General features: G+C 48.2%; 20 protein-coding genes. 8 read left to right on the top strand and 12 right to left on the bottom strand.

Going from position 1 to position 24,609, the window contains the following annotated elements; translation table 11 throughout:
- Positions 1–120 precede the first annotated feature (120 nt).
- From NC997_RS13635 to NC997_RS13615, 5 genes are all read left to right on the top strand, one after another.
- A complete protein-coding gene (locus tag NC997_RS13635; RefSeq protein ID WP_190430292.1) occupies positions 121–573 on the top strand; it encodes a VOC family protein in 453 nt (150 codons plus the stop codon).
- Positions 574–877: 304 nt separating this feature from the next.
- Positions 878–1,633, top strand: coding sequence for an energy-coupling factor ABC transporter permease (locus NC997_RS13630; RefSeq protein ID WP_190434947.1), 756 nt, complete (start codon positions 878–880; stop codon positions 1,631–1,633).
- 43 nt (positions 1,634–1,676) lie between these two features.
- Positions 1,677–2,066 (top strand): PDGLE domain-containing protein, encoded by a 390-nt coding sequence (locus NC997_RS13625; protein WP_190529767.1) that lies wholly within the window; start codon positions 1,677–1,679, stop codon positions 2,064–2,066.
- 19 nt (positions 2,067–2,085) lie between these two features.
- Positions 2,086–2,859 carry a cobalt ECF transporter T component CbiQ gene (gene cbiQ, locus NC997_RS13620; protein WP_190529765.1) on the top strand — a complete coding sequence of 258 codons (774 nt, stop codon included), beginning with the start codon at positions 2,086–2,088 and terminating at the stop codon, positions 2,857–2,859.
- 25 nt (positions 2,860–2,884) lie between these two features.
- Complete coding sequence (locus NC997_RS13615) at positions 2,885–3,670, top strand: ATP-binding cassette domain-containing protein (RefSeq protein ID WP_190529763.1); 786 nt, start codon at positions 2,885–2,887, stop codon at positions 3,668–3,670.
- Between the two features lie 84 nt (positions 3,671–3,754).
- Here NC997_RS13615 and NC997_RS13610 read toward each other — a convergent pair whose 3' ends face one another.
- The 12 genes from NC997_RS13610 to NC997_RS13555 all read right to left on the bottom strand — a co-directional run bounded on the left by NC997_RS13610 (position 3,755) and on the right by NC997_RS13555 (position 22,475).
- Positions 3,755–6,463, bottom strand: coding sequence for a CHAT domain-containing protein (locus NC997_RS13610; protein ID WP_242031495.1), 2,709 nt, complete (start codon positions 6,461–6,463; stop codon positions 3,755–3,757).
- A complete protein-coding gene (locus NC997_RS13605; RefSeq protein WP_190529761.1) occupies positions 6,415–8,187 on the bottom strand; it encodes a ShlB/FhaC/HecB family hemolysin secretion/activation protein in 1,773 nt (590 codons plus the stop codon). Before NC997_RS13605 ends, NC997_RS13610 begins: the two co-directional genes overlap by 49 nt.
- Positions 8,177–10,579 carry a filamentous hemagglutinin N-terminal domain-containing protein gene (locus NC997_RS13600; protein ID WP_190529759.1) on the bottom strand — a complete coding sequence of 801 codons (2,403 nt, stop codon included), beginning with the start codon at positions 10,577–10,579 and terminating at the stop codon, positions 8,177–8,179. Before NC997_RS13600 ends, NC997_RS13605 begins: the two co-directional genes overlap by 11 nt.
- A gap of 148 nt (positions 10,580–10,727) precedes the next feature.
- Entirely contained in the window at positions 10,728–13,367 is a 2,640-nt protein-coding gene (locus tag NC997_RS13595) for an S-layer family protein (protein WP_190529757.1), read from the bottom strand.
- Positions 13,368–13,528: 161 nt separating this feature from the next.
- On the bottom strand, positions 13,529–14,062 hold the full coding sequence (locus NC997_RS13590) for a hypothetical protein (protein ID WP_190529755.1): 534 nt from the start codon (positions 14,060–14,062) through the stop codon (positions 13,529–13,531).
- Between the two features lie 466 nt (positions 14,063–14,528).
- A complete protein-coding gene (locus NC997_RS13585) occupies positions 14,529–15,053 on the bottom strand; it encodes a hypothetical protein (RefSeq protein WP_190529753.1) in 525 nt (174 codons plus the stop codon).
- Between the two features lie 575 nt (positions 15,054–15,628).
- Positions 15,629–16,165 (bottom strand): calcium-binding protein, encoded by a 537-nt coding sequence (locus NC997_RS13580; protein ID WP_190529750.1) that lies wholly within the window; start codon positions 16,163–16,165, stop codon positions 15,629–15,631.
- A gap of 374 nt (positions 16,166–16,539) precedes the next feature.
- Positions 16,540–17,598, bottom strand: a complete 1,059-nt coding sequence (locus NC997_RS13575) for a DUF928 domain-containing protein (RefSeq protein ID WP_190529748.1) — start codon at positions 17,596–17,598, stop codon at positions 16,540–16,542.
- 32 nt (positions 17,599–17,630) lie between these two features.
- Positions 17,631–20,003: a CHASE2 domain-containing protein gene (locus tag NC997_RS13570; RefSeq protein ID WP_190529843.1), complete on the bottom strand. Its 2,373-nt coding sequence runs from the start codon at positions 20,001–20,003 to the stop codon at positions 17,631–17,633.
- Between the two features lie 110 nt (positions 20,004–20,113).
- A complete protein-coding gene (locus NC997_RS13565) occupies positions 20,114–21,106 on the bottom strand; it encodes a DUF1822 family protein (protein WP_190529746.1) in 993 nt (330 codons plus the stop codon).
- Between the two features lie 33 nt (positions 21,107–21,139).
- Positions 21,140–21,790 carry a sigma-70 family RNA polymerase sigma factor gene (locus NC997_RS13560; protein WP_190426806.1) on the bottom strand — a complete coding sequence of 217 codons (651 nt, stop codon included), beginning with the start codon at positions 21,788–21,790 and terminating at the stop codon, positions 21,140–21,142.
- A 523-nt stretch (positions 21,791–22,313) separates the two neighbouring features.
- On the bottom strand, positions 22,314–22,475 hold the full coding sequence (locus NC997_RS13555) for a hypothetical protein (RefSeq protein WP_190411047.1): 162 nt from the start codon (positions 22,473–22,475) through the stop codon (positions 22,314–22,316).
- Between the two features lie 31 nt (positions 22,476–22,506).
- Here NC997_RS13555 and NC997_RS13550 point away from each other — a divergent pair, with 31 nt between their 5' ends.
- The 3 genes from NC997_RS13550 to NC997_RS13540 all read left to right on the top strand — a co-directional run bounded on the left by NC997_RS13550 (position 22,507) and on the right by NC997_RS13540 (position 24,395).
- A complete protein-coding gene (locus NC997_RS13550; RefSeq protein ID WP_190529742.1) occupies positions 22,507–23,208 on the top strand; it encodes a calcium-binding protein in 702 nt (233 codons plus the stop codon).
- Between the two features lie 198 nt (positions 23,209–23,406).
- Positions 23,407–23,589 carry a hypothetical protein gene (locus NC997_RS13545; protein WP_348257789.1) on the top strand — a complete coding sequence of 61 codons (183 nt, stop codon included), beginning with the start codon at positions 23,407–23,409 and terminating at the stop codon, positions 23,587–23,589.
- A gap of 56 nt (positions 23,590–23,645) precedes the next feature.
- Complete coding sequence (locus NC997_RS13540; RefSeq protein WP_190529740.1) at positions 23,646–24,395, top strand: calcium-binding protein; 750 nt, start codon at positions 23,646–23,648, stop codon at positions 24,393–24,395.
- Positions 24,396–24,609 lie beyond the last annotated feature (214 nt).

The raw sequence follows: 24,609 nt of genomic DNA, 5'->3' as shown, positions 1-24,609 counted from the left end.
TCATTTGTGATTAGTCATTGGTCATTTGTGATTAGTTATTGTCAATTGGGTAAAGACTGGCAGATGATCGCGAAGGACTAAACACTAAGGGCTAAAGACTGATCGCAAAGGACAAAAATCATGCATCATGTTTCGATCCGCACCGCAAATATTCATCGCGCGATCGCTTTCTACGAACATCTGGGATTTACTGTCTGCGAACGCTTCACCGCCGGGATCACGCTTGCCTGCTGGATGGAGGGTAGTCTCGGACGCATTGAATTAATCCAGATTCCGCAACCGAAACCCGCCCCTGACGCTTTTGGAGATGAGCATTACGTCGGGTACTACCATTTGTCTTTTGATATCACCGATACCGCATCTGATTTGCCGAGTTGGTTAAATTCTTTAAAAGAACGCTTTGATGAGGCAGCACAGACTTCTCCAGAGCAGTTTTTTCCCCTGAAGGTACTTTTAGAGCCAACGCAGCAAATGATCGGCTCAAGCGTCTACGAAGTCGCTTTCATTGCCGATACCGACGGCTTACCCCTGGAATTTATTCGCGTTTTGAGCAGCAGCGGCTCGGCAAATTAAGTGTTATTAATTGGGGAAATGATGTTGTAGGGTAGCCCCTGCAACATCATTTTTTGATTTCGCAATGTCCTGACGCGCAGATGCGATCGCTTATACACCTTGCAATCGCAGATTTTCTGAATCTCAGTCTTAGAGAGGAGGAGTATTCCTTCAAATTATGCCAAAAGTAACAGATTTCTTCACCATACAATGATTAACTTAAAAATCCTCAATGCCCCCCTATCGCATTGCTTTTTTTGAAAAATTTATGTTTTATTAGAGGGTTGGATTTATTAAATAATCTGGCAGTAAAGGACAATTTTTAATGATAATTACAGCCCCGCTCCCTAGTATTGTCTCCTCTGGCTTACTGCACTGGATAATACAGCCGCAGTTAGCCTTGCACATTCCAGATGGCTTCTTGAGCTTGCCCGTTAGCCTCGTGACATGGGTACTCGCCATCGGACTGATTGCACTCGCCCTCAATCGAGTGCAGGCTGACTACCAGGAACGGGCAGTCCCGCTGATGGGTGTGTGTGGAGCCTTTATTTTTGCCGCCCAAATGATTAATTTCCCGATTCCAGGGGGCACCTCCGGGCACCTGCTGGGTGGGACGCTCGCGGGAGTTTTACTTGGCCCGTGGGCAGGATCGCTCGTCATGGTGGCAGTCTTCATCGTCCAGGCAGTCTTGTTTCAAGATGGTGGACTGACTGTGCTAGGAGCCAACATCACCAATATGGGTCTCATTGGCACCTTTGCGGGTTACTACCTCTACAAAACAATTCGGTTTGCCTTAGGACGGGATAACTGGCGGGGAATGTTAGTGGGTACGGCAATTGCAGCTTGGGCAAGCGTGTTTATTGCCTCAATTTTGACAGCAGTACAACTAGCTTTGTCCGGAACAGTGCCCTTTGGGGTAGCCGTAGGGGCAATGGCATTTTGGCACGTCCTAATCGGCATTGGAGAATCACTGATTACCGTCGTAGCAGTGAGTTATGTATGGCGATCGCGTCCCGATCTGTTGTTCGATCCACCCCGCCGAGCTGTTTCCACTGCATCTCGTTCGTTGTCACAGCGTTAAGCACTGCGTGCATCTAGTTATATAGGGAAGGGATGAAACGTTTATGAGTAGCAACCTCTCGCGGGAACGCAACCGGGCTTTTGTCATCACTGGGTTGGGTGTTGCCTTGCTGATTGCAATTTTTTTGTCTCCATTCGCTAGCTCAGATCCAGACGGATTAGACCGAGTTTCTCAGGATCTAAAGTTTGAGGATAAAGCAGCCGAAGAAGCACCCGCCCAAAAACTCCCCTTTTACGCTGTTTTTGAAGAATATGCCCTCAGAGGCGTACCAGAAGGACTCGCCACACCCTTAGCCGGTTTGATTGGAACCTTAACAACATTTGGTTTGGCTTGGGGGATTGGGAAGTTGGTGGTTCGCAATTCTGTTTCATCTTCCTCAGACTATGAAGTCCCCTCGTCCTCAGATAATCCAGATGGCCCCCTGGATAGATAAGAACTAAAGCGTAAAGCGAATGCTGCTGCACATTATTGCCGTTCAACTAGATGCCGATAGCGATCGCAAAACTCCCTGGCACTCATTAGCACCCCGGACTCGAATCCTGTGTACGCTACTGCTTGTATTTGCGATCGCCCTGACGCCAAACGGACGCTGGTGGACTTGGGCAATCTATGGGTTAGGCGTGCTAGGCGTTGTTCTCCTGAGTCGAGTCACTTGGAGCATCCTGCTGAAGCGAATCGCCGTTGAGTTTGCTTTTATTGGCGTTGTACTGCTGGGCACTTTGTTTCGGGATGGCGGCGAGGTGCTGTGGTCTTGGGGAGTGCTACGGATTACCACCGTCGGGCTGATGGTTTTGGGTAGCGTGACCCTCAAGGCGTTACTCTCACTGATGATGCTAAATGTGCTGACTTTAACTACTTCAGTTGCAGCGCTACTGAATGGATTAGTCGCCTTGCGAACCCCACCCCTATTGGTGGCGATTCTCGCATCCATGTATCGCTACATTAGCGTCCTAATTGGGGAGGTTAACGCCATGCGTCGGGCAGCAGCCTCTCGCAACCTGATGGGCAGCAACCACTGGCAACGCCAGGTGATTGGCAACATGATGGGAACGCTATTTATCCGTACCTATGAGCGGGGGGAGCGGGTTTATCAGGCAATGCTGTCGCGGGGTTATCAAGGACTACCGCCGGTGGAGAAGGTGCCGTCGGGCGGACGCCGCGACATTGTGGCTTTAACCTTAACCGTAATTTTGGCATTATTGGGACAAGTGGTTTATTTGTTCTAAAAATTTTTAATTTTTAATTGTTTCTATGCACCATAATCCAATATTTATCGAAAATCTTAGTTATATCTACCCCGACGGAACTCATGCACTCAGGGGAATTAATTTATCGATTAAAGCAACGGAACGAGTGGCATTAATCGGAGCTAATGGTTCGGGAAAATCCACTTTGCAGTTACATCTAAATGGAATTCTCTTACCCGAAGAGGGAGAAATCATCATTGGAGAATGGCCTGTCAGAAAGGAGAATTTGCAAAAAATTCGGAATTTTGTGGGGCTGGTATTTCAGAATCCAGATAATCAGTTATTTATGCCCACAGTTTGGGAAGATGTTGCCTTTGGCCCAATGAATCAAGGCTTGCGAGACAAGGAACTCACTGCACGAGTGCTTCAGGCGATGGCAGCGGTGGATATCGATCCAGAACGCTATGGACAGAGGAATACAGATAATTTATCTGGAGGCGAAAAGAAGCGGATTGCGATCGCAGGCGTGTTGGCAATGAACCCCCAAGTGTTGGTATTTGACGAACCCTCGGCTCAGCTAGATCCCCGTTCTCGTCGCCAGTTGATCGAGTTGTTAAAAAGCTTGCCGCTGACGCAACTGATTGCCACCCACGACTTAGATTTAGCCTTGGAGTTATGCGATCGCACGGTAGTCTTGAGTCAGGGTCAGGTCGTCTACGATGGTGCAACTGAGCAGGTGATGAGCGATCCTGACTTCTTAGTTCAGCACTCTCTAGAGTCGCCCCTCTGCTACAGTCGCCCTTACTGCCAGCTTGAAGATGCGCCGGTTAAAAAGCGCGTTCTTGTTTGAAATTTAATACTTTTCGGTGAATTACCGATAGTTCCCCACTGCATTCAAACGAGATATTGCTATAGATTTGAAATCTTCCCACCACTATAGCCAATTCCCCACTAGCACGTAGGGTGCCCAGTAACGGGGATGCTGGTATCGCGGATTCTGCAACAGAGACATCTGGGCAAACCGGAGTGCTTCCGCTTTCGTCTCCTTGGTATTGGTTAACTCTTGATAAAACTGACTCATCAGAAGGGCGCTACTCTCATCGTCCAGCGACCATAGAGACGCGAGGGTACTCCGCGCCCCAGCGCGTACCGCAACCCCAGCCAGTCCTAAAGCCGCCCGTTTGTCCCCGGTAGCGGTTTGGCAAGCACTGAGGACGAGTAATTCGATCGCAGTTGGTCGGTTCGTATCTCTAATTCGGAGTAAATTATCCAACTGAGTGACATTAATCCGATTATCCCAAGTTAGAATAAATGTCTCCTCAGCTTTAGAACTGAATTGACCGTGAGTGGCAAGATGTACGACTGGAAAGGAAACCGCATTCATTTCTTTTTGGAAAGCGGTACTGGTAAATTCCTGATTGAGCAGTACCGTAGTGGGCACTACAGATTTAATCTGATTTAATTCCAGGGTTACATTGTTGAGCGCAGCAAAGCCTTGGCGAGATTCAGTGATTCCGGCAGTTAAAGCTTTGATTTTTCCCCGTTCTAAAGATTTGGAACCCAGTAACTGCAAGCCTGGAGTTAATGCAACGCCATACTTTTGGACCAGGTATTGTTGACCGTCGTAGAGTGCAGCCATCGGGATATTTCGCAAGGAACCATCTAGGACAAATACCAAAGTTTTAATGTTGCTCGCGAGATCCTGCGATGCAGGTAAAATCAACCAATCATAGACTTGCTTGGATAAAGCTTGAGTTTCTTTCAGCGTGTAAGGTTTGGTCAGTTGCTTTCGCAATTCTCCGACAATTCTTTCGACTTCACTCTGGCTGATATCAGTTTTGTAGTGGCGTAGCGGTTGTTGAGGTAATTTGAGAATGATTTCTAATCGGTCTGCCAAAATAATCGGATAAATGACTGCGGCGGTCGGATCGTCTTTATCGATGACTTGGTCGATTTGGACTGTTTTGCCTTGCAAACAGGCGGTGCGAAAGAAATTATCGAGTTCAGCAAGTTGCAGAGATTCGATGGTGTTACGGGCTAGTTTGAGATTGTCTTGACTCGGCTTTGAAGTTCCCTCTGTTTGCAATAGCAACTCGACCAGTTGCCGATAGATAGGCTCGACTTCCTCTCGAAAAGAAAACTGAACGTCAGGATTAATGGTAACTAAATCGCTGCGGAGAGATTGGAGAATATTGACCGCTTCCGTGTAAGCCGCGATCGCGTCTTTGGTTTTTCCCTGCGCTTTCAATAAGCGTCCTAATTGCCATTGCCAACGATAGGAAATATCTGAGGCGTTAATTGATTGGGCGAGAAGTAAAGCTTGCCGAGTCAAGTCTTGGGCATTCTGCAATTGCTGAGTTTGTTCGTATAGTCCGCCGAGATGTCCCAGCGCATAAGCTTCTGCCCGGATATCTTGGATACTTTTGGCTTGTTGAACTGCATTTGCCAACACCTGACCGATTTCTGTCCAGGAGGAAGTATTTGCCGTGTCAGCTTGTTTGATCCGCGTCAAACTTTGGGCAAAATTAATCTTGGCATAAACTGCTGTTCGACTGGGGGGAAAACTCGCAATTTCTGCTTGCATTTGGGAACCCAACGCCTTGGCAGCGCTCAATTGCTTCGTTTCCACCAACAAGCTCAATTGATTGAGTTTGGCTTGGTTGCGGGTCATTGGTGAAGGAGCAGTTGATTCAGCTTGTTGATAAAACTTTAAAGCTGCTTCCGTATCCTGTTGCGATCGCGCGGTATTTCCTAAACCCAGGAACGCTGCACTGATATCTGGGGGAGAGTTGAGTTGCTGGGCGACATCCAAACTTTGCTGCAAAACCTGCCGGGACTTCTCTAAATCACCAACGACGCGGAGGGTGTTACCGAAAGAACTCAGCGCGATCGCTTTCATCGGATTGGGTTGATTCGCCAGCGTCTCCTCTACCTGAGTCAATGCCTTCGCCGCTTGACGATAACGCCCTAAAGATTGCAGCGCTAAGCTTTGGTTAATTAAGCTACCCGTAATTCCCGCCTTGTCGCCTGCTTGCGTATAAATAGCCGCCGCTTGTTCCCAAGTCGTTAAAGCTTGTTCCGCTTGTCCGAGTGCCAATTGCAGCTGCCCTTGGATGTTGAAAGCTTGGGCGAGAACCGGCAAGTGGTCTTTGTTGGGATTTCTCGCTTCTAATAGTTTCAGACTGTTTGCGATCGCTTCCGTTGCCTCCGTCCACTGTCCGAGTTGTTGGTAAGCTAAGGACAGGAAGCTCAACGTAGAAGCTTGATTGAGGATATCTCCTTGCGTTTGAAAAGTTTTTGCCGCTTGTTGCCAAATCCTTACCGCCTCAACAAACTGCCCAGTTTCATAAAATTCTCGTCCCTGTTGCACTTGAGTTGGATTGGTTAGTTCGGTAACGTCTAATGCAATGGTTCTCGAATCGGGGAAACCTAACCCCCTAACCCCCTTCCCTACAAGGGACGGGGGAATCGCTTTTTGTCCCTCTCCTACTAGGAGAGGGGTTGGGGGAGAGGTATCCAACAGCAGCGAATGAGAGTGTACCTTTTGACCCCAAGAAAGCAAAAGGGTCAAAGTTAATCCGAAAAGCCCGTATTTTAGAAAAGATTGTACTGCACGGAAAAGTACAGACCGTTTTCTTGCCATGTTCTTTCCCTCGAAGAGAGATTCACTAAAGGAATTCCCCAGTCCAGGCGGGCGCTGAAGCGTGGTGATTGCCGCCACTGCAATCCTAACCCAACCGATAAAAGTCTATTGGGTTCAGGATCTTCTGTGCCCGAACTGTTCCAGGCGGTGCCAAAATCGACAAACGGAATGATTTGGAGAACACCCTGTACTTGGGGGACGCGCAGCACGGGGTACTGAAGTTCTGCACTCAGCAAGACTCCGTTATCCGTCAGCAAAGCATCCTGACGATAACCCCGAATGCTTTCTAAGCCGCCTAAACCAAATTGTTCTAAAGGGACTAGCGTTCTATCTGCCAGTTGCACGTTGCCACGCACCAATAGCAACGTTTCTGGGGCGAGGAGACGTACCCATTGGGCTTGCCCTTGCCATGAATAAAAGCGACTATCGGGACCAGATTCGTTGAGAGTTGCATCAAAGGCACCAAGTCCGATATTAAATTGCGATCGCAAGGCAATGACTTGGCGAGTCCCGGTTTGCGTCCATTCCTGAAACAATCGTAATGCTGATATCCGCGTGCGTCCCTCGTCATCAGCGCCCGCCGACAGGGGAAACGGAATCTCTAGCAAAGAAGTTTCGCTCTCCCTCCGAGATGCTGTTAAACCGACGGTGAATTGTTGGGTGGGGGTTTGAACAATTGGCTGGCGCAGGGTCAATTCGTAGTAGCGCGAGGCGGCATAAATATCGAGACGGTCGAAGGGTGGCTCAATCACATCGCTGGATGTGGTGCCGTAACTGACGCTAAACGTGCCATTGTAAGGATTAATCGGCAGTGTGTAGGAAGTATCGAAGCTATCGCTGCCATCTGTATTGCTGTAGGCAAGGCTTAAACCATCTCCCAAACCGAATAAATTCGCTTCATTCACTTGCAAGCGACGTCGGAAGCTGCCCACACTAGGGGAACGACCGTTATCGATGCCGATTTGGGTGCTAAAGGTCTTCGCCTCTGTTATCCGAACCTCCAGCAAACTGAATCCCGGACGGGTTCCAGCAGAGAGTTCCGCAGATAAATTGGCAATCAGCGGATTGAGTTGCAGCAGTTGTAATGCTTCGAGAAGACGCTCTCGATTGAGAGGCTTTGATGTGGCGACAGCCAAACGCGATCGCACGTAGTTGGAATTTAACCGTCGCGTGCCACTAATTTTAATGTCTTCTAAGCCGCCTTCGACGACCTGAATGGTAACGACGCCTCCCTGAATCGTTTGGTTAGCTGGAATCAGGGCACCTGACGTAATGTACCCTTGGTTGACGTAAAACTCGGTGACAGCAGTTCGAGCTTGCAGCAGTTCGCTAAAGGAAATCGGTCGATTGGTAAACGGCTTGGTAATTTCCGCTAGCTTTTCGGAACTGAAAGCTGTATTGCCGATGAATTCAAACTTTTCCACCGTAATGTTGCCAGGAACAGTCTCTCCCGGTGTCTCCTCATCTGGGGAAGGCTGGGTAGGAGATTGGAGTAAGTCTTCTGGCGGCGGTAGTGGGGCAGGCGTTTCTGGTAAAGGAAGCGGGGAAGGGGAGGGAGATGGCGGTTGAAGGATGTCTTGTGGCGGAGGGAGTTGAGGAACTTGAGCCGAGTCAATCGTTTCAGGAAGCGATCGCGCGACTTGCGCCGTCAAGCAGAGACTCAGCATTGCTAAACCCAGCCGAAGATACAATAAGCGATCGCCCCCAGAAAGATTACGGCACATAGCACTTAGCGGTTGTTAGCCCGGAATGAAGAGAGGAGTACGGAACAGCAGCGGTGAGAACGACTTCGCCTCGATCGTTTTCCACCCAACCTTGTGCTTCTACTGGCTCTTTTGTCAAGTTTGACTGTATGGCAACATCCTTTTGGGAGTGAGTGGAAGCTGGTGCAACCTGACGCCAATCTGTCCAAACGGCGTTGCTAGTTCGGGTTTCGCTAGGATTATCTGGCAACCCTCCGCTTCCCGTCACGGTGAAAGAACTCGCAACGTTGCTGCCACTCGCCGGACAAGTTTGCGCCACCAATCCAGAAGCATCGACCAATTCTGCTGGTAAAGTCGCTAACCCGCGACTGGGATCGACATCCAGGGTATTAATTTGTACGGTGCCATCGACCCCAAATTCCGAACTCGCCGTGATGTCACTTTGGGAGGTTGGGCGCGATCGCAACTGGCTACCAAAGATACTAGAAGTGGTGATGTTGATACTCCCTCCCCGACCTTGGAAGGCATTGGCGGTAATATCGCTATTTTCAGATGGGACAGCGACGATGAATTTGGCATTGATGTCCAGATTCCCGCCATCTCCACCCGCTTTTGCAGTGCCTGCGGTGGTGGAAAGGTTACTATTGCGGCGCAGCAATAATAAGTCTTGCACTCGCAATCGAATATTCCCGCCGTCACCGGATACAGTTTGGGCGTTGAGGGTTGCCCCATTGTCTAGCAGGATAGAGCCAGAGTCAATTTCGAGTTCCCCAGCTTTTCCTAACCCTTGACTGCCCACAGAGATTTGTCCCCGATCTCGAACCGTTAACAACTGAGTTTTAACCGTCAGACTTCCCCCATCTCCGGTCGAAAATGCCGGAAGATTACTGCTATCGGAGGGGGAACCATCTCCGTCTCGGATGACATCGGCGGGGTTGCCGGTGCCAGCAAATAATCTGCTGCGAAGCTTTCCATTCCCTGAAGTCCCAACCAGTTCTACCAACTCAGAGGCATTCACCTCCAAATTTCCCCCGAAACCTGCCCCAAAAGTAGCCGCAGAGACTTCTGCCCCATTTCGGATCGTCAATTTCCGAGTTGTAATCGTTAAGTTTCCAGCTTTCCCATTGCCTCTAGAAGTTTGAACCGACAATCCACTGGGACGGCGATCGCTCGGTGCGGTGCCACTCAGTTCCACCCGATCGGTGGCATAGACGTTGATACTCCCGCCCTGCCCCGTTCCGGAACCACTCGCTGATATCCGCGCCCCGTCCCGAACTAGCAATTGCCGGGTCGTAATTGTCACGTTTCCCGCATCTCCTGCTGCATCTTTAACATCACTGGCGAGTTTGCTGGGTTTTTGACCATCTGCTGAGGTGCCGATCAGTTCTACCGAATCCGAGACATTGATGTCGATGCTCCCTCCTTTTCCCTTGCCGGAGGTCGTTGCAGATACTTGAGAACCCCCCTGAATCGTTAGCCGCACCGCTTGGATAAAGATTCCTTGCCCATTTCGATTCCCCAACGTATTTGCAGACACTTTTGACTCATCGCTGAATGTCACCTGTCTGCCGGAAAGCTGGATCGCCCCGCTACCTTGACTGCTGACATCAATCGCTGCTTGATTCGTGAGGGATATATCTGCTTGGACGACACTATCTAGAAATTTCAAGCGCCAACGATTGCCTTCGACATTCAGCTTTACGGTTCCTGGTTCTGCGACTCCTGCCAACTCGACTCGACCACTCCGCGCTTGTAAAAGCCCGCCCTTCCAACTCACATCACCGCCTAATAACAACAAAGTCTGATTTTCTGCGACTTTCAGGGTGCTAGCAGAACCCACGATTGGTTTCGGCAGTTGTGAAGAGATGAACCCACTCGGATCGCCAACCATCGTCAGTAAGCTACTCGCTCCTTCTGGATTGGTGGCGCTAAACTGACTACCATCCGCCCACACCAAAGCATCCAGCGTGGTGGCAACAAAAGAGCCTCTGGTGGTGCTGCCGACATTGAGTTGAGCCTTTGGCCCGAAGTGAATGCCACTGGGATTGATCAAGAAGAAGTTGACCGGCTGATCGGTAAAAATTGAGCCGTTAATCAAGGAGGGAGAACCCCCTGTAACACGGGATAGAATATTCTGGATATTGGCGGCGCTGCTAAAACCCGCTACCTCGCCTGCGTTGAGGCTAAATTTTCCAAAGCTGTGGAACAGATTACTGCCGACGGTTTGACCCGCTGATTGAGGAATAACGTAATTAGGACCCGTTAAGGTTTTTACCAAGCCGAGGCTGCCATCAAGGGTGATATTTTGGGCGATCGCGCGATCGCTCCCAGCGGCGATCGTACCCAGCGCGATCGCGCTTCTTATCCAACAAGGGTGGCAATGCAGCGATCGAAGCACTCTGCGAATTAACACGCTTGGCTAGCATTACCTTGACGGTAAGGTTTCCGTATATTCACGCAATAGCCTAACACAGCCTACCCATTTAGATGCTCACGTTTAACCTTTTTCCATAAAAGTTGAACTAACTTGCTGACACTGAATCATCAAGACGCGATCGCAATTAGCGAGGACACTGGGACGCTAACGCTAAACTCTTAGGGGAAGAAGAAACAGCAGCCATCAGCACGACTTCACCTTGATGATTTCTCCCCCATCCAGTCGCTTCTACGAAAGGCATTGCCGGGGAATCAGTCTGAGATTTAGCAACCGTAGAACTTGAACGACTTGAACGAGGGGAAGCTTTTGCAGCGTGCGAGATCCGATTTGGACGACTTGTTTGAGAAATGCGCCAATCTGTCCAAACGGCGCTGCTGCTTCGGGTTTCGCTGGGATTGTCCGGCAATCCACCGCGCCCAGTCAAGATTAATTCACTTTGTGCAAGCCCCCCACCAGTCGGACAAGTTTGTGCCACCAATCCAGACGCATCGACCAATTCTGCTGGCAAAGTCGCTAACCCGCGACTGGGATCGACATCCAAAGTATTGATATTGACTGCGCCATTTACACCAAATTCCGAACTCGCGGTGATGTCACTTTCTGGCGTCAGGCGAGGACGAAACTGGGAGCCAAAGATGCCGGAGGTGGTGATATTGATATTCCCTCCCCGACCTTCAAAGGCATTCGCAGTAATATCGCTATTTTCCTCAGGGACGGCAACGATAAATTTGGCATTGATGTCCATATTGCCGCCGTTTCCACCTGTTTTATCGGTGCCTGCGGTGGTGGAAATGCTACTGCCGTGGCGCAACTGCAATAAGTCCTGCACCTGTAGGGTAATATTGCCGCCATTTCCCGATTTGGTTGTCGCGGTGAGGGCGGCTTGGTTGTCTAAAAGAATCGAACCTGCCTCGATTTCTAGATTGCCTGCATTTCCCGTCCCTTGGCTGCTGACATTGACTTGAGCGCCATCTTGGACAATTAACTGCCCCGTCGTAATTTTTAAGTCTCCCGCAGTTCCAGCCCCTGATGTTTGAGTCAGCAAGCTGCTGGCTTGCCCCTGAGCCGATGTTCCCACCAACTGCACAGACTTCTTAGCGGTGATGGTCAATTTTCCTCCCTGACCCTCCCCTAAAGTCCCCGCCGATACCACTGCTCCATTCTGGACAGTCAACTGTCCCGTTTCAATCGTCAAATCTCCAGCTGCGGCGCTCCCTTCCGTCCCCACCAACAAGCCGCTTCTATAGTCACTATTTTTGGATGTTCCTATCAGTTGCACCGAATCTGCGGTGACGCTAACCGTTCCGCCTTTGCCTGTCGCGCCGCCAAAAGTAGAAGCGGAAACCTGTGCCCCATCCTGGGCAATCAACTGTCCGGTTTTAATGGTCAAGTTTCCAGCAGCTCCGGAGCCACCTTGAGTTACCGCAAACAAACCGCTAGGATTCCCTTTTGCGGAGGTGCCAATCAATTGTACGGACTCTTGTGCGGTGACACTCAATTTTCCGCCCTGACCTGCATCAACCGTAGAAACTGAGACCTGCGCCCCATCTTTGAGAGTTAGCTGATCCGTTTTCAGCGTTAAGTTTCCGGCGGCTCCAGCACCTTCAGTTTGAGTAAACAAGCCACTAACATCTACCCCATCTGCTGAAGTACCAATCAGTTCCACAAACTTTGCAGCAGATACGCTTAACGTTCCCCCCTGACCAGTGCTAAAAGTAACGCTTCCTATCTGCGACCCATCTTTGACAATCAACTGTCCCGTTTCAATTGTTGCGTCTCCAGCCGCGCCATCCCCGATAGTCTGGGTTAACAAGCGGCTTCCTGCTAAGAGTTCGAGGGACTCCTGTGCAGTTACTGTAATCTTCCCTCCTGGTTTTGACCCGATGGTGTTCGCCTCAATTTTTGAGCCATCGGTGAGCGTAATCCGCTTGCCTGAAAGCTGGATAGCACCGCTACCCTCACCACTGGTATCAATGACCGCTTTTTCTGTTAGGGAAATATCTGATAGTTGCACCCCTGCCGGAAAATTCAAATGCAGATTGTTACCATCAACATTTAGCTCTACGGTTGCTGCTTGCGCCACTCCTCCCAACTCGACGCTACCGCCGGGAGCTTTTAATTGCCCTGCTGGCAACTCTATATCCCCACCCACTAACAACAAACTCCGACCATCAGGAACTTGTAAACCTATCTCAGATTGAATGACAATCGGCTGAGGGGCAATTTGATTAAATAAAAAAGCTGAAGGATTAACCGTCAGAATTGGGGGAACATTCGGCGCAGAAGCACTGAAAACACCCTGAGTGTCAAACGCAATTGCATTCGCTGTCGTTGCTACAAACGAACCACCGATATCCAGAGAAGCTTTTGATCCAAAGAGAATCCCATTGGGGTTCATTAAAAATAGATTGGCATCGCCAATTACTCCCAGCGTCCCCAGAATCTCGGAACGACTCCCTCCTGTCACCCGACTCAGTATGTTTTTAATCTCTGGAGGAGAGAGAAAATAGGCGGCTCGGATTTCTCCAATGTCGAATTGTTTAAAACTGTGGAACAAATTGGAACCCCGCGTTGCTCCGCCAAAGATGAATTCAACTGGGAAGCCAGGAGCAAAAGGTACCACTACAGAACTTTCAGTTTCTAAAGTTTCATCGGGTACGATCTGGGAACATAAGCGGCTGACTTTGAAAAGCGCCCCTACTATCGCCAACGTGCATACCAGCCCCAACTGCAAAGTCTGCTGGAGCCAGCTTTTAGGATTCACAGCATTTGTCTCCATTCAGGTAAGTGAAAAACTGAGTATGGTATTTCACTGCAACAAAGTTTATAAGATGTCTAGAAATTTTTCGCTCTTTCCTAACCCACCTTAAAAATGGGAATTGAGCGTTTAAATACTCCCAGATTTACCCAAATTTCCACTAGCACCTATTCCGTGAAGCTCAAGTTCAAACTTGACTCGAATAGAGTTGCAAAAGTTACGCGATCGCTCACCAAACTACTAGGGTCAATTTTTAGAGTTTGGCTGACTAAGTTGCTATTTGCTAAAGCGAACCCAACCAGAGGTCGCTCGTTAAGCATTGCGCCTACGATATGTTTGAAATGGGCAGGAACGTTAGGAGTCGGAGTAGCGGGCACATAACTTTTGATGGCATCCTGAGCTACATTGAAGTCTTTAATGATGTCAAAACCATCAGCACTTTGGACATAATAGCCAACTCCCGGCTGTATGCCCCAGCTAATAACGTTGGTAAATATAAAAATATCACTGCCAGCATCGCCCGTGAGAGTGTCAAAGCCAGCACCTCCAACTAAGGTATCATCGCCAGCGCCACCGATGAGATCGTCAATGCCATCGCCGCCATAGAGGTCATCCTTTCCTTCAAAACCAGTAATGGTGTCATTTTCTACACTCCCCTTTAAATTCGGGTCATTTCCAGAAGTGCCGTTGATAATTGCCATGTCGATTACTCAATGTTTTTGTTGGTAGTTTAGTGTTAAAAAATACAACAATAAACGCCCGTTTTTAGAGAAATTCACTCAGCTACAAACTCTATCTTTGTGCGGCTAAATGCGAGATTAGCTGTATAGCAATTCAAGGGTTGGAGACATTGGGTGACAATGTGCCACTGGAATTGAATTAATGGCACACAACTGCTTGAAACTAATCTCTTGCTCAGCAAATTTCAAACCTTTATTCAACCCTTACTTTATAAGGTTAACTATTTTGTGAGCTTGTTACCAGTCACTTGTTCAGGCAAAATACATTTGTGGTAGCTCGGTTCAGCTTCACTCAGTTAGGTAACACTTAGATGATATGAGTTTATTTTATTTAGTAGATTTATCCGAGCGCTAGAACAGTGACAGCCAAGCGTTTTTTCTAGGTCATATCTAGCGCTCAAATTTCGGAAACCTAAAACAGCAACGATTATATGAAAATCGCGTTTGATTCCGACTCAAATTGATTTACGTAACTTATGCGATCGCTCAAAAAAATACTAACGTCAAGTGTTGGGGATGTGCTGACAAAGCCGCTATTTGTCAGCGCGCCAAGAAACTCCAGGGGAGGCCGGATGGGTGCGCCTGTAACGTGTTTAAAATGGGGTGGAATACCAGGTTTATCAGAAACAAATTCTTTGATAGCATCCTCAGATGGATTGAAGTCTTTAATGATGTCATAACCATCAGCACTCTGAACGTAGTAACCGCCTTTTGGGTTAACTCCATATGAAACAGAGCCTTTAAATACAAAAATATCAGCGCCAGAACCGCCCGTGAGAGTGTCAGGGCCAGCACCTCCCATTAAGGTATCATTGCCTTCTCCACCGCCAAGGGTATCCATGCCTTTGCCGCCATAAAGGTTATCGTTTCCGGCAAAACCATTGATGGTGTCATCCTCTGTGCCTCCCGTCAAATTAGAGTCATTTCCCAAAGTGCCGTTGATAAGTGCCATGTCGATTACTCTTTCCTAATGTTTTGGTGGTAGTTTAGTGTTAAAAGATATAAGGCTAACTATCCGCTTTTGTGGAAACTTACTCAGTTAAAAACTCTATTCGCTTTGCAGCTAAATACGAGGTTAGTTGTATAGCAATTCTCGCTTGGTTGCGATACATTCTGTAGGAACATGGCAATGCTATGTCCTTACCAAGGCAGCGGGAACGTGCAATATATTCCACTCAACTGAGAAACGCTATAAAATTCTTTCAACCTTCTCCAAACAGGAGGGGTTTCAGTGCATTGAGTGACTATTTGCCATTGGAATTGGACTAAGGGCATAGAACTGATTGAAAATAATTTTTTGAGCAACAAACTTTCGACTTTTATTTTATAAGTCTAACTGTTTTCAAAACTTGTTGTCAGTCGCTTGTTTTGGCAAAACATATTTGTGGTAGCTCGTTTAAGTGTCACCTAATTGAGTGACACTTAACTGAGATAAGTTAATCTTATTTTGCACATTTATCTGAGCGCTAGAACAGTGACAGCTAAGCGTTTTTACTAGGTCATGTCTAGCGCTCAAAGTTCGGGAATTTAAAACAGCAGCGATTGTGTGAAAATTGGGTTAAATCCCGACTCAAATTGATTTACGTAACTTATGCGATCGATCAAAAAACTACTAAGGTCAAGCGTTGGAAATGTGCTGACAAAGCCGCTATTTGTCAGCGCGCCAAGAACATCCCCTGGAGGTATGATGGGTGGGCCTGTAACGTGTTTAAAATGGGGAGGAATACCAGGCTCAGAAACAAATGCTTTGATAGCATCCTGATCTGGATTAAAGTCTGTAATGGTGTCAAAACCATCCGCACTCTGAACATGGACAACGCCGCCCGACGGTGGAGTGTGGTTAATATAGCCTTTAAATACAAAGATATCAGCGCCAGGACCGCCCGTGAGAGTGTCAAAGCCAGCACCTCCAACTAAGGTATCATTGCCTTCTCCACCGTTGAGGGTATCTATGCCATTGCCGCCATAGAGGTTATCGTTTCCGGCAAAACCATTGATGGTGTCATTTTCTGTGCCTCCCGTCAAATTAGGGTCGTTTCCCAAAGTGCCATTGATAAGTGCCATATTAATTAGTCCTTGAAAAAATTAGTGGTTTGGCTGTGATTTTAGTGTTGAAATATACAACACTGAAGTTTTCTACTTTTTTAGGAACACATTTATCTACAAACCGAATTTTTAGCTTCCGGATTCTTTAGTATTTTTTGAACAAAAGTGCAATTTAGTTATGTAAGCAGGGCGGAAGCTAACAGCATCGATTGATAGGAATCTTGTTTTAATGGTGAGCTAGCCCTTCAGATACCCGGCTTCTCTCTTGAAGTCGGGTATCTCGCCTTCACGAATCATTGAGGAGTGCGATCGCTTCGATGTCAAATCCGGTGAATTACCGCATAATCCACGATCGCCTGCCAAAGCCTTGAGGCTAAATTAGACTTGTTTGTTTACTGTTGTTGAGCGGTACAGCAATCAATTACAGGTTCTTGAGCGATCGCTTCCAAGCCACCAGAGTTTAATAAACTTACCCAATCATTCGTGAGGGCAGCATCGTTGGGATTCGCACTCCGGAGTTCAGCAAGAGCAGTGAGGGCATCATGCCAGATTCCTTGTTTGGCATAAAGAACCACACGTTCCCGTGGGGTTGCTTTCTGTAACTGACTCATCAAAGTGGCAGAAGGTGCAATCCGTTGAACCGATCCTTCAACCAAGGGTGGAGCATCCGGATCGCAATCAATCATGAAAAACCAACGGTACATCTTGCCCACTTTTAGGGGCGCTATTGTAGCCGGAAGACGCACTTTGACTACACCAGGCTGCTTTTGGGATGCGATGAACTTGGTTTGATAGACATTGTTACCTTGGTCATCCTGTAGGATGAATTCCACAGGCAGGTCGGGTGTGAGCGCATAAGGAATGTAATACCAAAAGGTAGGAGCCTCAGCAGCCGTTAATGCCCATACGGACTCAAAGGTTTTTAAGGGTGAGTTCCCAGATTGTCCTTCATTCAAACTTGTCTGAGTCGCAGGCACCAAGGCAGTCAGAGGCTCCTCGCCGATCGCGGCTGGACACGTACCACGGCTAGCCCCTCCTCGCTGTCGTCCAGCGGGGGCGCTGCGGTCTGCTGGTGGTGGGGGTGCCTTGAACAGAAGGGTGCCAGGGCTACGGCTAGCGCCTCCTTGCCGTCGTCCAGCGGGGGCGCTACGGTCTGCTGGTGGTGGTGGCGCGTTGGACTGTACGGTTAAGACTTCTGCGAAAGCAGGTTTTACGGGGATTTGTGTCAAACTGCCGATAAAAGCAACCAGGAAGAGGGTATGCCATTTGGCACCGCTTGTATTAGGAGACCTCTCCCCCAACCCCTCTCCTGCAAGGCGAGGGGAGTTCGGCTCCCCGTTCCCTGGTAGGAAAGGCTCATGGGGGCTTAGGTTTTTCAGGTGCAAGATATAAGGTTTGGCACGCTGCGCGATCGCTCTGGCAAGGATTATCTGTTTAAAAGGGAACTTCATATAGCTAGTCGAAGGAATTTTAAGGTGAGTGACTATCGTCTAGCTCGAAAGGTTGCATACACGGCTACGCTGGTGCTGCTCGCTACCAAGGCTAGCGCTGGTGGAACCAAAGGCACCCAACAACCGCTTTGGATTAACAGTGCCAAGCATAAACCATACAACAAGATTTGTGCGGCGGCGATCGCTATCCCTAAGTGGACCGGGGACTTCAGATAGCAGACGAACAACCCTCCCAGTAAAGACCAGCCCCAAATCCAAAAAACTTCGCCCCACTGAGGCCACACCCATAATAGCGATCGCCCATCTTTCACTGCACTAATCATTTGACTCACCATTTGCGCTTGCACAAATACTCCCGGCATTTGCTTTTCAGCCCACTGACCTTGACTGTAGGGTGTGAGCCAATAGTCATGAAAACTGTTAGCACTCGTGCCGATCAAAACAATCCGATCCTTGATGGAATTGGGATCGATCTGACCGTTGAGAACTTCTCTGAGGGTCACTCGATCCGCAATATTTTCCGGGGAGCGGTGGGAGCGATAATTCAGCAATACTTGATGACCCCAGGCATCGGTTCCTTGGTAGCCACCTGTAAAACTCTCCAAAGGCTTAAAAACCACCTTACCCAGTTGCAAGAACCCCTCTGAATTAATCGTCGGTACAATGCCTTCTGCCGCTAAATAACGGAATGCCAATTGGGCGCTGAAGGCGTAGTAAGCCGTACAGGGAGAGGCGGGGTCTGGTTTCAGCGATAACAGATGGCGACGAACCACTCCATCCGAATCGACCATGAAATCACTAAACCCTAAGCGTTCTGTCGGGATTTCCGGTGGTGGTGGAATCCCCGGTTCCTCCGCCTGAGGATCGCTGACTTTGCAAATACCAATTAAGCGATCGCTTTGGCGTAACCGATTGGCTAAATCTTTCTGACTGGGTAATGCGGGAAAATCTCGATAAATATCTAAGCCAATCGCTCGCGGTTTATACTGCTCTAGTTTCTGCAACAGTTGATTGAGTGCCGGATCTGACAACGACCCACGCCTCTGTTCTGGATTCTGAGCTTGAACATCTGCTTCAGTAATGGTAATCACCAAAAGGCGCGGATCTGGCTTTTCATCGGGTCGCCTGGTCAGTATTTGGTCAAAAGCTTTTAGTTCTATTGATTGCAGCATTCCCTGATGCCGCACCCCCGCAATCAATGATGCGATCGCTACGCTGGCAAGCAACGCTGCCCGCAGTCGTCCCCGCCAGGTTTGAGGTTGAGTCTGGGAGGTTCGGGAGGGGGATGGTAGTGGGGAATCGAGAATCGGGAATTCTTCTTTCCTTTTTCCAACAATTCCTTGCCAAGTCGGTGGCAACACAGCCGGATTTTGGCAAACGATTGGCAACCAAGTCGCGCAAGGAAATTTAGCTTCTAGTCCTTGCAATCTTTCCCGTGCTTCCCGTACTGCTAAATAAAACGACTCACCACGAGCAAAGGCTTCGAGAAAAGACTTCAAAAATTCTTGTGCAACCTTATCCGGTACGGGTTCCCGCATCACAATAATTTGCGGAATATGTAAAGAAGCCAAATCTTTTGCCAAACCTAACCCATCGCAAGAGTTAAAAATCGCGATTTTCAACCCGCGTTCAACCGCTTTTTTTAATCCATATTTAAGTTCTTCTATTGATAAACTTTCTGTTTGATTAATATAAATTTGTCCCGTCCCGCCATTCTTCTGGCTGGAACTATGACCCGCAAAAAATAAAATATCCCAGCCTTGTTTCCAAAGCTGTTCGGTTAATTCTTCCCGTTGTGGTTCTACCAGAAATCTGACTTCTGCATCAGGTAATTGCTCTAATAAAATCCGATCGGCTTGGGTATTAATTCCCGTACTATTCCCCAAAATTGCTAAAATTCTCACCTTCTCGATGGGCGATGAGAGTTGTTCTACACGTTCGTAGACTGGGGCACTTAAGGCAATTTCGGCTTTTGGGTAGCGATCGCATAATTCCCAAAGATGCCAAGGTAATTTCCGTAGCTGAACGTCTTCGGTTTGGATAATGAACCGAATTTCATCGGCAGGAACTAATTGTTCTAAGAGTTTTTCTCGAATTGCCCGAAACGGCTCCGAATTCAGCCAGACATTTAAGCGATCGCGCAATACATTGGCTGCCAAACTACAGTCATCAATCTTGGCAACATTAGTCGGTTGACTAATTTTTGCTTCTAGTCTGTAGGGCACTCCCAAGCGACGATAAGCGGTTGTCCAGATGGTGTAGTGTTGGGGAATTTCTGGAGCGGGAGGTAACATTCCAACGCTTTCTATCGAAGGGCGTTCACCATCGTTCCCAATTTGTAATGAGACTGGGAAACCTTCTTCAAAAGAACCACTCCATAGTTTTATAACAACTAATTTAACCATTGTGACGGTAGGACGATTAGTTTTCAGCAATTAAATGTAAGAGTTGTTTCCAGATAAATGGAAAAATTGCTCTTGGATTACAAGAGGTGTCTCAAGTTTACAAATAATCGCTAAATAACAAAGTCTTCTTGAATGCTGGCATTCCCCAAAGCGACTCTAACGCTAAACTGTTCTCCAGAATTGCCACTAAACTCTAATTGAATGTAATCATCTGCATCTCTTGACTCAGCTTCTAGAAAATTAGAGCCAGATTCATCGAGGACAATCAATTGGAGGGAAGGGGGTAAATAAACTTGATTACCCATAGGATGCACCTGAAGAAGAATATTCGTTTTTTCTTCAGATTCTGGATTGATTTCAACAACTAAAGCAACAAAAAGGTCGGCAATCTCTACCCCTAAGTCTATCAATTTTGCTTTGCGAACGGCAGCTTCTGGCTGTTCCAAACTGGGAGCAAGTACATCGCCTCTAAAACTAAAGGCTAGATTTGATGTTGGCGTTAACAAAGTTTCAACGGTTTGCCAACCGGCTTCAAAAACATTGTTGAACCATTGGCTCAAGTTGGCTTGGGTTCTGCGGAAGGCAGGGGTGAGGGACGATGCAGCCGCTGTAATCGGATGCATTAATTCCTGCAAGCGATCGAGTAAATCTTCAGGCGATCGCAATTGACCGATCGACAACTCTGAGGTAGTAACGCTGGGGGTAAATCCCAACACACTTGCCTGTCGCATCGATTCATCGATTTGAACCATCACATAGCCAATTCGATCTGACCAAACTTCGGGGGGAATGTGGCAGATTTGTTCGGTGCTTCTCAACGGACGACATTCTAAGCGACCAAGTCCCCGCACTTCTAGGTCAGCTACATCAGAACATAAGCGCACGATGGGATTCCAGCTATCACTGGCTGCAAGATTGGTGGGAATCCCCATCATCTGCAAGTAATCATTGACCACACAGACAGATAGGGTATTCAACAGAACTTGCTCTGCTTTGTGCGGCGTCGGCTGCTGAGTGGCAAACTGCTGTGCTATTGTGCGTGCGGCTTGGGTAATCGGTAACGGTAGGGCAAAATCTTCTAGTTCGTGGGGGTTAAAAGTCATGGTTGGGAAGCTCCGTTCTTTATTTATCTTTATTTATAGATATCCCTCCGATTCACCAAATTTACGCAAGCGAGGGATACATTGGCGCTGATAAAAACTGCTCAATGTGGAAATGGGGAGGTTAAATTCCGCTGAAAGCTCTTTCCAACCGGCTTCTGGGGGTAAGCGTCGCAAGATTAACGCTTGAGCATTCACTTCGGGACGACCGGCAATGTGCGTGCGGCGCAACTCCCCTTGAGAATCGGCTTCCACCCACTTTATGATGTCGTCCAACAAGGGGGGAACATCCGGAGTGGCTTCCAGACTATCCACCGGGTCAGTCGTTTCACCGATATCGCCCGACTTTGACCTTTTGGCTTGACCTGTAACGGTTCTCGATTCTTGTTTTTTACCGTCAATATAGAAATCTTGAAGCCGCCGTTTCAGGTAGGTATTCAGCCAGGTGATGACACTGCTGCGATTCGGGTCATAAGCTTCGCCAGTATTTCCTTCACAGATGTTTTGACAGAAATACACCCAGGTCTGTTGCAGTGCATCTTCATAGTAAGGCGTATATTCTTTCCAAAGCTTGTGTGCGATTAAGCGGATCACCCTAGTTAAGTTTTTCTGGCGCTGGGCACTTCCATGCGGGTGCATACAGGCTTCTTTCACCAGATAGCGAAGCTTTGACTCTAGTCCATCCATAATTTGCGATCGCCCCTTCGGTTGATACAGCGCCAATTTTGTCTGGAAGCCTATCTATTTAAGATAACTTTCCTCTTGATGTCTACTCCATACAGTTAGAGATTACGGATTCTCGATGGCTGATGAGTGAGGATTCCGGCAGGTGGCAAGGAAGAACTAGGCGCGTAATTATGCGTTCTTCAAGGATAGCGATCGCTCTGGTTGAAAGTAAATAGCCCAACTGTCGCACGATTCAGTGACACTCATTTGAGCGATCCAAGATATGTTTCAACGTCAAAAGCAATTGTTAACGCCGCTTTGAACAACATTTATCTACAGTGCCAAAGCTGAAAAGCCTATGTAGGAAGGGTTTTCATTTCCTATCTCCCCACTGATCTGAGGCACAACCACCCATATTTGCCAATTTTATGTAAACGTTTGTAACGACCTGCATAATTGGCTCTACTCAGGCTGACAAGTGCATAGAGGTCAACGAAATGCAACGGGGAGATTAACAACCCAACTTCTGGTTTCCCACGCATCATCACCAGCCTCCAGTCAACAGAGCAACGAGCGATGTCCGAAAGCTCTCTAGAAGTGCAACGGCGAACAATAACACTTCTTGAACATACAAACCTTTCGGACATCCGCCACCACCAATCAACCGATTCAAGCGATTGATTGATTCCAACACACCAAACAACACCAATTCTCATCCTTACTAAAGAGCAAAGATTATGGCGATTATCAACGGCACCATTTACAACGACACACTCAACGGCACCGCTTACAATGATTCCATTTACGCCAAAGACGGGAACGATACAGTTTATGGCGGAAGTGGCAATGACTACATTGATGGCTGGTATGGCAACGACAACCTCTATGGTCAAGATGGCAATGACACCATCCTCGGCTACTACGGCGATGACTACATCAATGGCGGCTACGGCAACGACAGTCTCTATGGCGAAGTAGGCAACGACCACATGGATGGCTGGTATGGGGATGACTACCTATCCGGTGGTGCAGGCAACGACACGATGCTGGGCTACTATGGCAACGACAGCCTGTATGGCGGCACTGGCAGTGACAAACTCTATGGCGAAGCCGGTAAGGACTACCTGAATGGTTATGGCGGCACGGTTGGTGAATACGATACCTTGAGTGGTGGCAGCGAAGGTGACACCTTCGTTCTGGGTACCGCTAGTAGTGTCTCCTACCTGGGTGCTGGCTACGCAACCATCACTGACTTCAAGTGGAATGAGGGCGACAAGATTCAGGTCAAGGGCAGCTACACTGACTACACGCTCAATAAGAGCTATGACTTCGGAGGCACCACGGCGCTGGATACAGCACTCTATAAGGGCAATGACTTGATTGCGGTGGTTCAGGATACGACCAATGTTTACGCTTCTGCTGACTTTGTCAGCGTCTAGGTTGACACATCGGGATAACTTGACTCGATAACTTCACCTCCCCTCAGAGACCTGTTTCTCTGGGGGGCTTTTTTCTTTTCTGTTTACGCGATCGCTACCCTTACTTGAACTGTATGGTTGCACAATTTCATGTAAACGTTTGTAACAACTTGCATAACTAGCGCTACTCAGGCTGACAAGTGCATAGAGGTCAACAAAATGCACCAGGGAAAAAACAAAGTAAATTCTGGTTTTCCCAGCAGCATCAACCGCCTCCAGTCGATAGAGCAACCAGCGAGATTCAAAAGCTCTCTAGAAGTGCAACGGCGAACGATAACATTTCCTGAGAATACAAACCTTTTGGACATCACTGACCACCAATCAACCGATTCAAGCGATTGATTGATTCCAACACCCCGACCAACACCAATTCTAAGCAATCCTAAAGAGCAAAGATTATGGCGATTATTAACGGCACCGCTTACAACGACAACAACACCTACAACGGCCCCGGCTATCCTTTCAACTATCACGGTCAGATCATCGGCACTGCCTACGACGATTCTATCTATGCTGGAGCCGGTGACGATATTGTGAAAGCTGGCGCAGGCAATGACTACGTAGATGGTTGGACTGGCAACGACAGCCTCTATGGTGAAGATGGTAATGACACTATCCTCGGCTATGACGGCGATGACTACATCAATGGCGGCTACGGCAACGACAGCCTCTATGGCGAAGTAGGCAACGACCACATGGATGGCTGGTATGGGGATGACTACCTATCCGGTGGTGCAGGCAACGACACGATGCTGGGCTACTATGGCAACGACAGCCTGTATGGCGGCACTGGCAGTGACAAACTCTATGGCGAAGCCGGTAAGGACTACCTGAATGGTTATGGCGGCACGGTTGGTGAATACGATACCTTGAGTGGTGGCAGCGAGGGTGACACCTTCGTGCTAGGTACCGCTTACGGTGGCGTCTCCTACCTGGGTGGTGGCTACGCAACCATCACTGACTTCAAGTGGAATGAGGGCGACAAGATTCAGGTCAAGGGCAGCTACACTGACTACACCCTGAGTAAGAGCTATGACTTCGGAGGCACCACGGCGCTGGATACGGCAATCTATAAGGGCAATGACTTGATTGCGGTGGTTCAGGATACGACCAATGTTTACGCTTCTGCTGACTTTGTCAGCGTTTAGGTTGACACATCGGGATAACTTGACTCGATAACTTCAGCTCCCCCAGAGATTCATGTCTCTGAGGGGCTTTTTTTTCTGCTGAGGCAATGACTACCCCTAGCTCAGGACTTACGCAGGTACGCTATAGGTAGTGGCATAGGGGCTGATAGAGCTACATCAAAAAAAACTAATTAATTGAGCCTGAGCATGTTAGTCTCAAGTCGAGTAGAGATTG

Origin of the sequence: Trichocoleus sp. DQ-A2 (genome assembly GCF_039961915.1) — a bacterium.
In the GTDB taxonomy this organism is placed as follows: domain Bacteria; phylum Cyanobacteriota; class Cyanobacteriia; order Cyanobacteriales; family FACHB-T130; genus FACHB-T130.
Note: the sequence above shows the minus strand (reverse complement) of the source record. Positions and strands in the feature narration are given on the sequence as shown.